Below are 15,863 nucleotides of genomic sequence, written 5' to 3' on the forward strand. Positions count from 1 at the left end.
GGCACAACAATCATCACTGACTGGGTGCCGTAGCCTGAATCTAGACTATAAGGTTGGTTTTGTTTAGCTCATTGCAAGCAAATGGGGTCCCGCACTGACTAATGCTTTACCATTGTTGGTATCAGTAAATTTACTGAAGTTAGTAATAAAAAGATCAGCTAACTCTTCTGCTTTATGGTGCCACTCATCCTCGTCTGCATACGTACTGCGCGGGTCGAGTAATTCTGCTGGCACATGCTTAAGCTGTGTCGGTATTGCCAAATTAAAAATAGGTAAGGGAGTGCAAGTTGCTGCATCTAAGCTGCCGTCTAAAATCGCGTCAATGATGGCCCGTGTGGCTTTAATCGAAATACGTTTTCCTGAGCCGTTCCACCCCGTATTTACTAAATAAGCCTGAGCGTTTGAAGCCTGCATACGTTGCTGCAATACTTTGGCATATGTCGTTGGATGGAGTGTTAAAAAAGCCGCGCCAAAACAACTTGAAAATGTTGGGGTAGGCTGGGTAATACCGCGCTCAGTACCTGCAAGTTTGGCAGTAAATCCTGATAAAAAGTAATATTGGGCTTGTTCAGGTGTCAGTTTAGACACCGCCGGCAAGACACCAAAGGCGTCGGCCGTTAAGAAAATCACTTTATTGGCATGACCGGCACGCGAGATAGGTTTTACGATGTTGTCGATATGATCGAGCGGATAAGACACTCGGGTGTTCTCGGTTTTAGACTTATCGGCATAATCGATATGCCCCGCGGCATCAACAGCAACATTTTCTAAGAGGGCATTTCGGCGGATCGCATGGTAAATGTCAGGTTCGTTTTCTTGCGATAAATCGATGGTTTTGGCATAACAGCCGCCTTCAAAATTAAAAACACCCTTATCATCCCAGCCGTGCTCATCATCTCCGATCAACTGGCGATGCGGATCGGTTGACAGCGTAGTTTTACCGGTCCCTGACAAGCCGAAGAATATCGCTACATCACCGTCTTTGCCCACATTGGCGCTGCAATGCATTGACGCGATACCTTTGAGGGGCAATAGGTAGTTCATCATCGAGAACATGCCTTTTTTCATTTCGCCGCCGTACCATGTACCACCAATGAGTTGAATTTTTTCGCTGAGGTTAAAGGCCACAAAATTCTCTGAATGTAATCCTTGCAGTTCCCAATTTGGATTGGTGGTTTTCGCCCCATTCATCACCACAAAGTCTGCTTCAAAATCAGCTAACTCCTCTTCGGTAGGGCGAATGAACATATTTTTTACAAAGTGAGCTTGCCAAGCGACTTCAGTAATAAAGCGCACTTTAAGACGACTATCTTCGTTTGCGCCGCAGTAGGTATCTACCACAAATAAACGTTTAGCGGATAATTGCTGGGTAACTAATGACTTTAAATCTTGCCAAATGGCTGGACTAATGGCTTTGTTGTCATTTTTACCTTGGGTTGACCACCACACGGTATCTTTGGTGACATCGTCAAATACTATGTATTTATCTTTAGGTGAGCGTCCGGTGAAAATACCAGTATCAACTGATACCGCGCCAGATTCAGTTTGCATCGCTCGCTCAAAGCCAGTCAATGAAGGCAAGGTGGTTTCGGTAAACAGTTGCTCATAAGATGGATTGTGGATGACTTCACTGACGTCCATGATGCCGTATTGCGCTAATTGCTTAATAATCATTGTTTGTGCCATAAATCGCGCCCCCCAAAGGTGTCTTTTAAAAAAACGTAAAGCATATACGCAATTACATTGAGCCAGATTGCCTAGATGCTGAGTAGTCTTTTGTCGTTATATTGGTTATCACTCAGGCTTATAACTGTCTGTCGCTGAGCCAATAGAGGGCGTTAGCCTATAAGCTAGGAAGGAATTTGTCGTGCGGGCTTAAAACATCGTATTAACAATTGTGTGCAGAAAATGTTACAGGCAAGGCGCTAGGTATATAAAAAGGCAACTAAATCAGGGTTCAGTTGCCTTTGGAACTAAAAAACCGTTACGCTACTGCGGCTTCCAGGATAGCTTTACTTTGCTCGAGTGTAATCGATTGATTCTCACCGATTTTAACCATGCCGTGTTTTTTCAACTGATTAAGAACGGCTTCAACTGCTGCGTTTTTATCGCTACCGTGTTCAGTCAACTGAGTTGCCACATCTAAGCTGTGATAGAAGGCTTCAATAGCTTGGACAGTTCGCTCTGCTAAGTCTTCACCATCACTGAGGCCAAATACGTTGCGGCCCATTTGCTCTAATTTGGCTTTTTTATAGCTCATTTGATTGCGTAGCAATGAAGGCTGCACGATGGCCAGTGAACGAGCGTGGTCAACACCGTATAAAGCGGTCAATTCATGACCAATCATGTGAGTCGCCCAATCTTGTGCAACACCAGCACCAATTAAGCCATTAAGTGCTTGGTTGGCTGCCCACATCAAATTTTCGCGCCAGCTGTCATCTTGCTTGTCAAAGTTGCTGGCAAGGGTGGTGAGGATTTTAAGCAAAGATTCAGCGTATGCATCTTGTACCATAGCATTAGCTGGGAATGTTAAATATTGCTCACAGGTATGGACAAATGCATCTACTACACCATTGGCCAATTGACGCTGTGGTAAGGTTTTCATTACGTCTGGATCCATCACGGCAAACTTTGGAAATACCAAAGGAGATATAAACGCGAGTTTATCTTGGGTTGCTGCTTTGGTGACAACCGATGCACCGTTAGACTCTGAACCTGTAGCAGGAATAGTCAAAATGGCACCGATGGCCACTGCGTCGTTAACTTGATGTTTACCGGTTAGAATATCCCAACCATCTCCATTATATTTTGCTGCTGCTGCAACGTATTTAGCGCCGTCGATCACTGAACCACCACCAACAGCAAGAATAAAGTTAATGCCTTGATCTTTAACGATGGCAACAGCTTTGTCTAAGGTTTCAGCGGTAGGGTTTGGCTCAACACCAGAAAACTCTTGCCAATCATGTCCAGCAAGCGCTGTCACAACCTGATCATAAACACCGTTCTTTTTGATTGAACCGCCACCATAGATAACCAGCACTTTACTGTCTTTGGGAATATTAGTTTTGATAGTGGCGATCTGGCCTTGGCCAAACTCAATTTTAGTCGGATTTAAAAATGAAAATTTCATACTCTGTCTCCTGTTGATGATTGATAAAAGGATATTCAATCGTGTAATACTAAATCTATTTTGTAGTGTGCTTATATAATAGTGCTTTAAAATAAGTTTTATAACCGATAAATGCGCCAATATCTTGCCTAATCCTACTTTTTTAAGTAGATTCATCAAACTTCTACAGGATAAGCTTTTATATGTTAGATATCGCAAGCATGATGCAAGATTACGTTGCCCACATGCACTTACAAAACTTAGAGGGAAATAGTTCAACTTATTTGCCCGGTGTCCATTTTTATCGCGCCAGTCAAAGCAGCGTGCGCCAACCTCTTTTGTATCAGTCAGGTATTATTATTGTTGGCCAGGGCCGAAAGGTCATTCATTTAGGCGACCACGCGGTACAGTACGGCGCTGGTAATTATTTGGTAATCGGTGTACCGCTGCCCTTGGAATGTGAAGCCTTTGTCGAAGATGATCAAGCGATACTCGGACTCAGTATTGATGTTCCACCTTCATTTTTACACGAACTAGTCAATTTGCTTTATCTTGAACAGGGGCTGCAGAGCAATAACAAACAAGTGCTCGAATGTGGCTTAAAGGCAGCTAAGTTAGATATGGCGTTTCAAATGTCTTGTATTCGCTTACTCGATGCCTTGAAAGATAAAACCGCCTCTACGATCTTAGGTCCAGGACTTATTCGAGAGATTGTTTATCAGGTTTTAGTAGGGCCACAACGGCATACGTTACTGGGATTAGCCCAATACGAAGGGCACTATGCGCGTATTGCCAAAGCCTTAAATCGAGTGCATGTGGACTATTCGAAAGAGATCAGTGTTGAAGCACTCGCCTCTGAAGCTAACATGAGCGTATCGGCGTTTCACCGCGCGTTTCGTCAAGTCACCATGGAATCACCCTTGCAGTATTTAAAAAAGGTGCGTTTAGGCAAGGCCAAAGAGCTGATTCATGTGGGTGGAAAACGCACCAATGAAGTGGCAAATTTGGTCGGATATAGTAGCCCATCACAGTTTAGTCGTGAATTTAAACGCCATTTTAATCAATCACCTAGCAGCTATTGAATGTTAACATCATGCATAAGTCGCTAGTCTTGCTGATACAGCAATAACTCAACACCACATTGACCCATTCTATGACTACAGCAAGTACCGCTGAGGGTAAAACTCAGAACCGCTTTAAACGCAAAATTGAACTGCTTTACCTTGGTAATAGTCGTGCCGCTAATCGTTTTCGATGGAGTTTGCTGGCCTTTGATGCCTTAACTATTTGTTATTTTATTATCTCCTCTTTTTTTCATTATTTTAGTGAATTACGCTGGATTGAAATTGGTATCGGCCTTGTTTATGTAGTTGAACTGCTAGCCAGACTATTTATCAGTAAAAAGCGGGTACAAGATATACTGCATCCCGTTGGTTTGGCGGACTTGATCGTTATTTTATCTTTATTCGCTCCTTCTTTGGCTGCAAACTTTAGCTTCTTGCGGGTTGCCAGAGCACTGCGCTTATTACGTTCTTATCATGTTATAAAAAACCTGCGTCGCCAGTCGTCTTTCGTGCGAGCCAATGAAGAAATTTTGTTTAGTATTGTTAATCTTCTGGTGTTTATTTTTGTTATTACCGCCGTGGTGTTAGTGAGTCAAGAGGGTAAAAATCCGGGGATAGCCAATTACGTTGATGCATTGTATTTTACAATTACCACCTTAACGACCACCGGATTTGGTGATATCACTTTATTAGGTACCGATGGGCGTATACTGGCAGTGCTGATTATGATCTTTGGGATTTCATTATTTTTGCGCCTGATCCAAACCATATTCCGGCCAAATAAAGTCAAATATGAGTGTCCTAGTTGTGGTTTGAATCGCCATGACAGTGATGCCATTCATTGTAAACATTGTGGTCATATTGTGCATATCGAAACAGAAGGAAGTTTGTAATCTCTAAGCTCAGTAAGCCCGTAAACCTGTTATTTGTATGTACAGAAAATCGGCTCAGAAGCCCTACTGCTGAGGCTGTTTTTAATGAGTGCAAAGGCTTATCTGCCATTGGTTGTGGTACCAATAAAGACGCTGAAACTCCTTTGTCGGGTGATTTAATTGAGTGGGCTGATATCGTTTTTGTGATGGAAAAAGCCCACAAAAGTAAAGTAAATAGCAAATACGATAAGCTGCTTAAACATACCCCGGTGGTCTGCCTCGCTATAGCCGATAATTACGTGTATATGCAGCCTGAGTTGATCAGTTTGTTGATTCAAAAAGTATCCCTGCACATTCATCTTGAAGGATGATATGCATGGTTGTGTTGTTTAGTGTTTTTTGCTCTGTTCGTGCGCTATTTCGTGTTTAAGGGTCATGCCAATTAAAACGATTGAACCGATACAACCTCCGACTAAGAGTACAAAGCCACCATCCCAACCGAAGTGATCAACGGTGTAACCTAAGGCGATATTAGCAATAACGGCGCCCCCTAAATAACCAAATAAACCTGTTAGCCCTGCTGCAGTACCCGCTGCTTTTTTGGGTACTAGCTCTAAGGCAAACAAGCCAATTAACATGACGGGGCCGTAAATCAAAAAGCCAATAGCCATCAATGCGGCAATATCAACCGCAGGGTTGCCGGCGGGATTTAGCCAATAAATTAATACCGCCATGAGGACTAACACCATATATAAAATGGCGGCTGGCGCACGGCGTCCTTTAAACCATTTGTCACTGATATAACCACACAGTAAGGTGCCTGGAATGCCCGCCCACTCATACAAAAAATAGGCCCAAGAGCTTTTATTGATTGAGAAGTCTTTTGCTTCAGATAAATAGGTCGGTGCCCAGTCGAGTACGCCATAACGGATCAAGTAAACAAATGCATTGGCCACAGCGATGTACCACAATAATTTGTTATTGAGTACATAACTTAAAAAGATTTGCTTGGCAGTGAGTTCTTGTTCATGACTTTGATCATAGTTTTTGGGGTAGTCTTCACGGTAATCTTCGATAGAGGGCAGGCCAAGAGATTGCGGGGTATCTCTGAGCGTTAAAAAAACAAACACAGCGACAAAACTTGCGACTGCCGCAGGTAAATAGAAGGCGCTTTGCCAATCATTAAACCATGACATTCCTAAAATGAAGATTGGGCCGATTAACCCCCCCCCAACATTATGAGCGATATTCCAAAACGACACCGTACGGCCACGCTCGTTGCCTGAAAACCAGTGCACCATAGTACGACCACAGGCGGGCCAGCCCATACCTTGCGCCCAACCATTGAGAAATAACAAAATAAAAATAGTGCTAACGCTTCGAAGTGCCCAATCACTAAAACCAAAAATAAACATGATCCCGGCTGAAATAAGCAAGCCAGTAGTTAAAAAATAGCGAGGATTACTGCGGTCAGATACGCTACCCATTAAAAATTTACTTAAACCATAAGCAATGGAAACCGCTGACAAAGCGATACCAAGCTCGCCCTTGCTGTAACCATATTCTTCAATTAAAAATGGCATGGCTAGGGAAAAGTTTTTACGTACCAAGTAATAGGCGGCATAACCGACAAAAATACTGATAAAGATCTGCCACCGATATCGTTTGTAAGTGCTGTCTATTTTATCTTGTTCGATTAGGGGTTGGTGGGGGGCAGGTCTAAAAATTCCAAACATAACAAGGCTTTAAATATAGTGTTTGGCTAATTAGAGCAAATAAAGCAAGGACTTGTCTATGGTTGTAAACAAGTCCTTAACATTTATTAAGGCTGTAAATGAGTAAACCAGCGCGCGATAACTTGGCGCTCATCCTCTGTCATTGCGGTCTTGTTCATCAAAGGCATATCTTTAGACACCGCAGCACGTTGGTATATAAGTGGAGCACGAGCCTCAACTTGTTGCCAGTTATCTAACATCAAACCAAGCGGAGCCACCACAAAGATATCATCAGTGGGATTCGCGCCGTGGCAATTAGCGCAATGTGTTTGAATTATATCAAACACGTCCTGTTGCTCCTCAGTGAGCACGGGGGCGCTTACTTGGTTTACCCTTGCAGCATTGTCACCGAACTCACCTACCGGCTCTGAGCGTGGCATCGACACCCATAAAGCGATTAATACCATACCAATAGCGCCGGTAATCAGCACTGATGGACGGCTTATACCGATGTGTTTAAGGTTAAAGTAGTGACGTATCCATGCTGAAACAATGCCAATTGCGACCAATATCAACCAGTTAAGCTCGTGCTGGTAGGTCATGGGGTAATGATTACTGATCATGATAAACAGCAAAGGCAAGGTAAAGTAATTATTGTGCACGGACCGTAACTTAGCGGCTTCGCCCCAGGCGGGATCAATTTCGCCTTTGTTTGCCACTGCGTTCACCATTAAGCGCTGAGCGGGCATGATCTTAAAAAAGACATTGCCAGCCATGATGGTACCTATTAAAGCTCCCACATGCATAAACGCCCCACGGCCACTAAACCAATGACAAGCTAAATAGCTAGCTAAGGTGATGAGGGCCAATAAAAATACCGCAAAATAAACAGGTGAACGCCCTAATGGACTGCGACAAGCCGCTTCATAAATGAACAAACCACCAAAAATTAATCCCAAACCACGGGCTATGGCTTCTGCCACTGATAGCTGCATTACGCTGGCGTCAATGAGATAAATAGACGCACCGTGATAATACACTAAGCCCAATAAGAAAAAGCCACTTAACCAAGTGGTGTAGGCTTCCCACTTAAACCAGTGGAGTTTTTCTGGTATTTGCGCGGGGCCGTAAGCATATTTAGCAACTTCGTAAAAACCACCGCCATGCACTGCCCACAAGTCACCTTTGATGCCTTTTTCTTTTTTCCAATCGGGCGGGGTACGTAAGTTGTTATCCAACCAGATGAAATAAAATGAAGCACCTATCCACGCGACACCAGCGATGACGTGAAACCACCGAGCAAATAAACTAATCCAATCAAACCAAGGCATTTTCTACTTCCTTCTATTACTACAAGTCACCCCGAGGGGCTTGATAAACGGGTTTACCGGCAATGTAAGTTGCCACGGTGGCGCGGTCATCAGCTAGCATACTTAGCCCAAAGATTAAATCTTGGGGCGTGTGGTGGTGCGCAAACCGCAAACTACTGAGCTCGTCAAACATCGGATCAAGGATCACAAAATCTGCATCAGTCCCTGGATTTAAATTACCGATATGGTGCTCAAGACCAAGTCCAAGCGCGGCTCCTTGCGTCATCAAATACAAACCGTGCATCGGATCGAGCTGATTGCCTTTAAGCTGACATATTTTGTAAGCTTCACCTAACGTTCTGAGCATGCTAAAACTGGTTCCGCCGCCCACGTCTGTGGCGAGTAAGACCGGAATGTGATGCTGTTCAGCTTTCGCTAAATCAAACAAACCACTGCCTAGAAACAAATTAGACGTAGGGCAAAATGCGATACTGGCGCCTTTGTCTGCTAAACATTGCCATTCATCCTGTTCTAAATGAATACCATGACCAAACACAGCTCCTTTTCGTACCAGACCATAATGATCATAAACATCAAGATAGTGCTTGCGATTTGGATAAAGTGATTTTACCCAAGCGATTTCATTGTGATTTTCACTTAAGTGGGTTTGAATAAATACGCTGGGATATTGTTTGGCAAGTTCGCCCAGCGCAGCTAATTGCGCTTCTGTGCTAGTTGGTGCAAAACGAGGCGTGATGACATAGTGCAAACGGTCTTTGCCGTGCCAAGTATTAATTAAATCAGCGCTGTCTTGTTGGGCCGTTTGCGCAGTGTCTTGTAGCCACGTGGGGCAATTTCTGTCCATGCAAACTTTACCCGCCATTAACAACATATTCTGACGCTGCGCCGCTGTAAATAATGCATCAGTTGCCGTTTTGTGCACAGATGAATACACCATGGCTGAAGTGGTGCCATGGCGATACAATTGACGCAAAAACACCTCAGCGATGGCGCTAGCGTAGTCTTTGTCAGCAAACTTATTCTCTACCGGAAAGGTGTAATCTGTCAGCCAATCAAGCAACTGTTCACCGAAACTGGCAAGCATTTCGGTTTGCGGGAAGTGCATATGGCTATCGATAAAACCAGGTAGCAGTAATTTTCCAGAGTAATCCACTAATTTTAAATTATCATATTGATTTATATTGCTTTTATAATCGCCAATAAATTCAATTTTATCGTTACGCGTAACTAGTAGGCCGTCAGTTATGAACACATAATCGCTTTTTGGTGAAGCACTGGCCTGTGGAAAATGCAAAATTTGCGCACGATAGCCCTGACGCATTTCCGCTTCCAATATTGGAGAAGTAATTTGCATCAACTACCCCGATAACTGCTAAAGCCAAAGGGCGATATCAGCAAAGGCACATGGTAATGACCGCCATCTTCTACCAGCTCAAAATGAATATCCACATAGGGATAAAAAGCAGCAGCATGGTGCTCAAGTAAATAGCTTTTGGTATGAAAACGAAGCTGATAAATACCTGCTGTAAATTCGGTGGCTTGCCATTGATTACACCGACCATCGTTATTAGTAAGGGCTTCTACTTCTCTACCTTCAGGGGTGATCAGAGTGAGCTTCATGTTGGCAGCGGGTTTACCTAGGGTCGTATCCAGTACGTGGCTCGAGAGACTAATAGACATATTAATGGCTTAATCCTTTGTTAATGCGTAATAGGGTGATTTTCAACTGCTCAGCAGCAGCCAATGAAATTTCAGTGGCAGTATCGTTATCGTAACGGGCCTTTAGTGCATTAAGCATGGTCTGTGCACTGAGCCCGGTGGCACATATAATGAAAATAAAGCCGTGTTTAGCGAGGTATTTATGGTTCATTTCGCTCAATTCTATCAAGGTAGCTTCGTCTGCCTCAGCAGCGCCTTGTTGCTCTTTACTCGCCAGTGCCTTAGTACTGGCATACTTAGCACGCAGTGACGCTACATCACCAATCATCGGATGGCCATCAAAGGCTTCAAGGTAGTCAAGCTTGCTACACGCTTGCCAGTTTTGTTGGGCCCATGAGAGGAGACTAGCGAGGTCAGAAAACGGTAGAGCGTCAACCATCAATTTACACCAGTGGCTTGATACACAGCATTGGCTAAACCAGCTAAATGCTTCATCACTGGGTAATTCATTCAGTTCACTTAGTGTCATTTATTCGTCTCCAGGGTGGATATAAGCTGGCGGTTATATTGCCACTTGGCTTTTTGTTCGATGGGATCCTGCTTGCCACTATCGAGGCGCTGCATTAATTGCGCGGCAATTGAAACCGCAACATTAATTGGCTCTTTACCTGGGATATTTAGCTCACCTACCGGACTAATTAGACGGTTTATGTCTAATTGATTAAGCCCTCGATGACCTAACCTTGTGGTGAAGCGCCTTGCTTTAGTATCCGAACCAATCATGCCTAAATAGGCGATGTCAGGGCGCGCTAAACCGGCGGTGACCAAATCAAAATCGAGTTGATGATTGTGTGTCATCACCAGCATCCAAGCCTGTGGTTTGAGCTGATTAACACTGGCGACTGGGTCGTCACTGACCCAATACTTAAGGTTGCTGCTAAGGCTAGGATGATGAGGTTTGAAGTCTTGAAACAGTGTCTCGCGCTCATCAATCCACAAAATTTGTAGCGGCAATTGGGCAATAATCGGTACTAAGGCTTGTGCAACGTGACCTGCACCGTAAATAGCCAATTGCTGACAATGCGCGACAAAGACTTCAAATAGTACATTGGTCGCACCGCCGCAGCATTGGCCTAATTTACTGGATAAGGGAAAGTGCTCAAGGTGCTGGGTATTATGCTCGCTGCGCGCTTGGTGGTTTTGACTCTCAACAAGTAAACCACGAGCCCGCTGCGTGACGATGTGTTCGAGATTACCGCCGCCAATGGTGTCAAAGGTTTCATCGGCACAAACCAGCATTTTAGTTCCGCCGTCTCTCGGCGTTGACCCTGCGGTGGCGAGCAAGGTTACTAGTACGTAACTTTCACCTTGTTGTTGGCAGTGATGCAAAGCATCAAACCAGGTGCGCGGTTTGATCATAGCGATGATCCTTTGCCAGCAAAGCGTTGAGCTTCACATACTGCCCAATAGACTTTTTCTGGCGTAGCGGGCAAGGGTAGCTGAGGATCAAGTTTATAATGCGTAATACTGGATATAGCATCCTTTAAGGCACACCAAACCGAGTTTGCCAACATAAATGGTGGCTCACCCACTGCTTTAGAATGGTAAATACTGTCTTCACCGTTAGGCCTTGGGAACAGTTCTACGTTAAATTTATCAGGAATATCTCCAATGGCCGGAATTTTATAGGTTGCAGGGTTATGACTGAGCAGTTTACCGCTTTTATCCCACAACAATTCTTCACTGGTAACCCAGCCCATGCCTTGCACAAAACCGCCTTCAATTTGGCCGATATCAATAGCAGGATTTAAGCTTGTACCTACATCGTGCAAAATATCCACGCGTTCAACTTTGTATTCACCGCTAAGGGTATCAACCGACACCTCAGAGCAACTTGCACCATAAGCAAAATAGAAAAAGGGCCGACCTTTACCTATTTCACGATCGTAGTGAATTTTAGGGGTTTTATAAAACCCCGTAGCGCTAAGTGACACACGGGCAAAATAGGCTTTTTGAATGAGTTCGACAAATTCAATACGGTGTTGTTTGCAGTGAACCTGTTGATCAACGAAAATGACATCTTGCGGCTCTGCATTGCATTCTTTAGCGTACAGCTGTGCCAAGCGTTGTTTTATTTCAATACAGGCGTTTTGCGCCGCCTTACCATTCATGTCAGTGCCTGACGACGCGGCAGTAGGCGAAGTGTTGGGTACTTTATCAGTACGTGTAGATGTCACCTCAACCCAATCAAGTGGTACAGCAAATTCATTGGCTACGATTTGACCAATTTTAGTATGCAAACCTTGGCCCATTTCGGTGCCGCCATGGTTGATTTGCATGCTGCCATCGGTATAAACGTGCAACAACGCACCAGCTTGGTTTAGGTGTTTAGCGGTAAATGAAATACCAAATTTAACCGGAGTTAAGGCAAGGCCCTTTTTAATCACCGGGCTAGTTGCATTAAATGCAGTGATCTCTGCTCGGCGCTGCCAGTAATCTGCGGTATGAGTCAGTCTATCCATGATTTCAGGCAGTAAGTTATGCTCTACCTTCATGCCATAATGCGTGGTGTCTTTGCCTTCTGGGCCATATAAATTGCGAAGTCTGACGGTGAGCGGATCGCAATCGATCTTTCTAGCGATTTTATCCATCATCGCCTCAGCCATGATCATACCTTGTGGTCCACCAAAGCCGCGATAGGCTGTGTGTGACACATGATTAGTACGGCAGCGGTAGCCCTCAACGGTACATTCACCAAGATAATATCCATTGTCACAATGAAACATGGCTCTGTCGACAATGGCGTCAGATAAATCTGGCGAATGGCCACAAATACCGTTGATATCCATGTAAGTCGCTTTGATAACCCCTTGCTCATCAAATCCGACTTGATAACTGTTTTCAAACGGATGGCGCTTACCCGTAGCTTGCATGTCTTGCATGCGAGGTAAACGAAGTTTCACTGCAACATCATTTCGTTTTGCCAACAGGGCAGCTATACAGGCCCACTGTGCAGCTTGTGTTTCTTTGCCACCAAAACCGCCGCCCATGCGCCGCATATCAACCACGACTTTGTGCAATCTAACATCAAGGACTTCCGCGATTAACTTTTGCACTTCGCTGGGGTGTTGGCTAGAGGTATACACTACAACGCGGTCTTCTTCTTCAGGAATGGCCAGCGAAACTTGCCCTTCAAGGTAAAGGTGCTCTTGACCACCAATTTTTAGCTCACCTGAAACGTGCAAAGGACTCGCGGCAAAACCTTGTGCAAAATCACCGTGTTGCATTTTATGCATCGGGCGAACAAAGTAGCTTTCAGCTCTGGCTTGTTCAACACTTAAACACGCTTTACTGTGTTCAACCTCTACCTTGGCTTTTAATGCTGCTTGGCGCGCTAATGTGGTACTTGTGGCCAATACTGCAAATAAGACTTGGCCATGATATAAAATTTCTTTATTAGCAAAAATCGGATCGCCTTTAAATACCGGGCCAATGTCTATGTGCCCCGGTACGTCATCTACGGTGATGACATCTATCACACCTTCACTGGCTTTTACTTCACGTAAATCTAGCTGGGTAAGGATGCCTCGCGTGACCTGACTTAAACCGACCGCTGCATGGTGTAAGTTTACAGGTTCGGGCATGTCATCTACATAACGGGCAGAGCCACTCACTTGGCGTTTAGCACTTTCATGGGGCTGACTCTTACCTGCAGTGCTGAAGGTCGAAGTTGGTTTAGTTGACGCTTCAATTAGCTTACGCATGGCTGGCCCCTTTGAACGGCTGATTTAGGTTTACAACTCGCGTAGCAATAGACTGTTGCTGACTATTAGTCTCTAACCAAAAACGCCGCCAAAGATTAACCAGCATCTCTACTCGGTACTCTTTTGAGGCTCGTACATCGTCGATTGGCGTGAAACTATCTCGTATTAAAGGCAAGGCCAAGTCAAAGGTTGCTGCTGCAGACCAGGATTTTCCGCGCAACAACTCGTTTAATTCAATACTCGCAGGGGTTGCCGCAACACCACCAAATCCACAGTCAATTTTTACTACCAGGTCGTCTTTTAATTGCAAGTTGAATACTGCGCACACCGCTGAAATGTCGTCTTCCATACGCTTGGATATTTTGTAGGCCTTAAGGTGAGAGTCTTTGCCTAAAAAAGGAATAAATATCGCTTCAATCCATTCGCCTTGCACCATAGCGGTTTGGCGATAATCTAAAAAGAAGTCTTTGGCAGCGATGGTGCGTCTTTGTGTGCCATTGTCGAGATGAATATGTGCATTTAAGGCTAACAGAACAGGGGGCATATCACCGATGGGCGAGGCGTTAGCCACATTGCCGCCAAGCGTTGCTTGATTGCGAATAGGGTAAGACGCAAAGCGCGTGAATAATTCTTCAAGGGCTGTAAAGTGACTTAATAAAGTGTGTTCGATATCACTAAAAGGAAGCGCCGCACCAATGTACAAACCATCTTCTTGAACCCTTAGTTGCGTGAGCTCTTTGACCCGGCTGAGTGAAATTAAAGTGGGAAACGAACGTAACTGTTGCGTTACTTGAAGGGCTAAGTCAGTACTGCCAGCAAATAATGGTGCTTCAGGATAAGTGGCTATTGCCTGCGCTAAGCGCGACCTTGAATCGGGCAATAACAGATGTTGCTGGTTTTCTTGGGTGCGCTTAATGTTATTCAGTTGAGCAATCGTGTCTGCACTGTTTCTGTCAAATGAATCCGTTTGTTTATTGGCGCATGCTTGAATGGTGGCATCAATAATGGGGCGATAACCAGTGCAACGACATAAATTACCCGATAAGGCATGATTTACGGTTTCACGGTTTGCCTCGTCATTACGATGATAAAGGGCAAACATCGACATAATAAAACCAGGGGTGCAAAAGCCACATTGGGAAGCATGATTGTCTACCATACTTTGTTGAACAGGGTGGAGTTGACCGTTTTGAGAAAGATGTTCAACGGTAATTAGCTGCTTGCCTTGTAAAGCTGACATGAAGGTTATGCAGCTATTGACTGAGCGATAATGTAACTTATCTGTGGTGTTTTCACATTGCCCAGTAAGCTCTGCTTTCGTTTCGGCCAACACCACGGTACACGCACCACAATCACCCGATGCGCAGCCTTCTTTACTACCCGTCAGTTTTTGGTGTTCGCGCAAATATTCAAGCACGGTTAAATCAGCCTGCTTAGGGCTATAACTAACGAGCTTGTCGTTGAGTAAAAATTGAAACATTGAGGCCTCGACACATTTGCATATTGATCTTATTTGCTATTATCACGATAGCGTTTCTGAATTACAATCAAAAACTAGACCATTTGGTCAAGGGTTGGAATTGTTATTGCTTATGACCATCTACGAAAGGTAAATCAATAAACAAAAAAGCAGGGTGTGAGTGGCGCACTAGTGAATTGAATAAACACAACTGAGAGTAATATGAAGCAAAAGGAATACCAGAAGGACGACACTATCGGCGCCATAAATCGTCATAAGATTTTGGCCGCTGCAGAAGTGGAATTTGCTCTACATGGCTTTGCTGGCACGCGTGTACAGCATATTGCAGATCGCGCACAATTACCCAAAACAAATGTACTGTATTATTTTAAAAGTAAAGAAGGCCTTTATTTAGCCTTATTAGAAGACATACTCAGTTTGTGGAATGGCGAATTTGACCATGCCACAGTTGATGATGATCCAGCCAGTGTATTGGCCAATTATATTGCCGACAAAATGGAGATTTCACGCACACGGCCCGATGCTTCCAAAATATTTGCACTAGAAATAATCAACGGTGCACCAAATTTGAGCGGCTTTTTCAAAGATCAACACGCTAGTTGGATGAAAGCCCGAGTACAGGTAATTGAACAGTGGATTGAACACGATAAATTATCAGCATTGGACCCACACTATTTATTGTTTAATATTTGGGCAACGTGTCAGCACTATGCGGATTTTGCCATTCAAATTACCGAACTCAGGGGTAAGCCTATGGATGAAAATGACTTTAAGGATGCGACCAACAATTTGGTGGCACTTATTTTGAAGGGCTGTGGTCTAGCCGTACCTGACACATTTATAACAACTAAAACAAAGAATTAAAGGAC

14 protein-coding genes are annotated in these 15,863 nt (G+C 44.2%); 4 read left to right on the forward strand and 10 right to left on the reverse strand.

Translation table 11 applies throughout. The features are described from left to right. Positions 1 to 63: 63 nt before the first annotated feature. On the reverse strand, positions 64 to 1,686 hold the full coding sequence (gene pckA / locus ACEN2L_RS11110; protein WP_441743727.1) for a phosphoenolpyruvate carboxykinase (ATP): 1,623 nt from the start codon (positions 1,684 to 1,686) through the stop codon (positions 64 to 66). A 298-nt stretch (positions 1,687 to 1,984) separates the two neighbouring features. Next, positions 1,985 to 3,130, reverse strand: coding sequence for an iron-containing alcohol dehydrogenase (locus ACEN2L_RS11115; RefSeq protein WP_306022782.1), 1,146 nt, complete (start codon positions 3,128 to 3,130; stop codon positions 1,985 to 1,987). A 182-nt stretch (positions 3,131 to 3,312) separates the two neighbouring features. On the opposite strand from ACEN2L_RS11115, the gene ACEN2L_RS11120 reads away from it, so the two are divergent. The 3 genes from ACEN2L_RS11120 to ACEN2L_RS11130 all read left to right on the forward strand — a co-directional run bounded on the left by ACEN2L_RS11120 (position 3,313) and on the right by ACEN2L_RS11130 (position 5,416). Continuing rightward, complete coding sequence (locus ACEN2L_RS11120) at positions 3,313 to 4,191, forward strand: AraC family transcriptional regulator (protein WP_441743729.1); 879 nt, start codon at positions 3,313 to 3,315, stop codon at positions 4,189 to 4,191. 71 nt (positions 4,192 to 4,262) lie between these two features. Beyond that, positions 4,263 to 5,066: an ion channel gene (locus tag ACEN2L_RS11125; protein ID WP_306022784.1), complete on the forward strand. Its 804-nt coding sequence runs from the start codon at positions 4,263 to 4,265 to the stop codon at positions 5,064 to 5,066. 143 nt (positions 5,067 to 5,209) lie between these two features. After that, complete coding sequence (locus tag ACEN2L_RS11130) at positions 5,210 to 5,416, forward strand: hypothetical protein (RefSeq protein ID WP_441743731.1); 207 nt, start codon at positions 5,210 to 5,212, stop codon at positions 5,414 to 5,416. A gap of 18 nt (positions 5,417 to 5,434) precedes the next feature. Here the strand turns inward: ACEN2L_RS11130 and glpT are convergent, their stop codons facing one another. From glpT to xdhA, 8 genes are all read right to left on the reverse strand, one after another. Then, on the reverse strand, positions 5,435 to 6,781 hold the full coding sequence (gene glpT / locus ACEN2L_RS11135; protein WP_441743733.1) for a glycerol-3-phosphate transporter: 1,347 nt from the start codon (positions 6,779 to 6,781) through the stop codon (positions 5,435 to 5,437). A gap of 86 nt (positions 6,782 to 6,867) precedes the next feature. Further along, positions 6,868 to 8,091, reverse strand: coding sequence for a urate hydroxylase PuuD (locus tag ACEN2L_RS11140; RefSeq protein ID WP_441743734.1), 1,224 nt, complete (start codon positions 8,089 to 8,091; stop codon positions 6,868 to 6,870). Between the two features lie 19 nt (positions 8,092 to 8,110). Continuing rightward, the gene (gene guaD, locus ACEN2L_RS11145) at positions 8,111 to 9,445 is read right to left on the reverse strand and encodes a guanine deaminase (protein WP_441743736.1); all 1,335 of its coding nucleotides are present in this window, start codon (positions 9,443 to 9,445) and stop codon (positions 8,111 to 8,113) included. Beyond that, positions 9,445 to 9,771, reverse strand: coding sequence for a hydroxyisourate hydrolase (uraH, locus tag ACEN2L_RS11150; protein WP_306022789.1), 327 nt, complete (start codon positions 9,769 to 9,771; stop codon positions 9,445 to 9,447). Before uraH ends, guaD begins: the two co-directional genes overlap by 1 nt. A 1-nt stretch (position 9,772) precedes the next feature. Next, positions 9,773 to 10,279, reverse strand: coding sequence for a 2-oxo-4-hydroxy-4-carboxy-5-ureidoimidazoline decarboxylase (gene uraD / locus ACEN2L_RS11155; RefSeq protein WP_441743738.1), 507 nt, complete (start codon positions 10,277 to 10,279; stop codon positions 9,773 to 9,775). Next, the gene (xdhC, locus tag ACEN2L_RS11160; RefSeq protein ID WP_441743740.1) at positions 10,276 to 11,169 is read right to left on the reverse strand and encodes a xanthine dehydrogenase accessory protein XdhC; all 894 of its coding nucleotides are present in this window, start codon (positions 11,167 to 11,169) and stop codon (positions 10,276 to 10,278) included. The genes uraD and xdhC overlap by 4 nt, the downstream gene beginning before the upstream one ends. Beyond that, entirely contained in the window at positions 11,166 to 13,514 is a 2,349-nt protein-coding gene (gene xdhB, locus ACEN2L_RS11165) for a xanthine dehydrogenase molybdopterin binding subunit (protein ID WP_441743741.1), read from the reverse strand. The genes xdhC and xdhB overlap by 4 nt, the downstream gene beginning before the upstream one ends. Beyond that, entirely contained in the window at positions 13,507 to 14,994 is a 1,488-nt protein-coding gene (xdhA, locus tag ACEN2L_RS11170; protein ID WP_441743743.1) for a xanthine dehydrogenase small subunit, read from the reverse strand. Before xdhA ends, xdhB begins: the two co-directional genes overlap by 8 nt. A 201-nt stretch (positions 14,995 to 15,195) precedes the next feature. On the opposite strand from xdhA, the gene ACEN2L_RS11175 reads away from it, so the two are divergent. Further along, positions 15,196 to 15,858, forward strand: a complete 663-nt coding sequence (locus ACEN2L_RS11175) for a TetR/AcrR family transcriptional regulator (RefSeq protein WP_441743745.1) — start codon at positions 15,196 to 15,198, stop codon at positions 15,856 to 15,858. Positions 15,859 to 15,863 lie beyond the last annotated feature (5 nt).

Source organism: Flavobacterium sp. W21_SRS_FM6, from assembly GCF_052119645.1.
Taxonomy (GTDB): Bacteria; Pseudomonadota; Gammaproteobacteria; order Enterobacterales; family Alteromonadaceae; genus Paraglaciecola.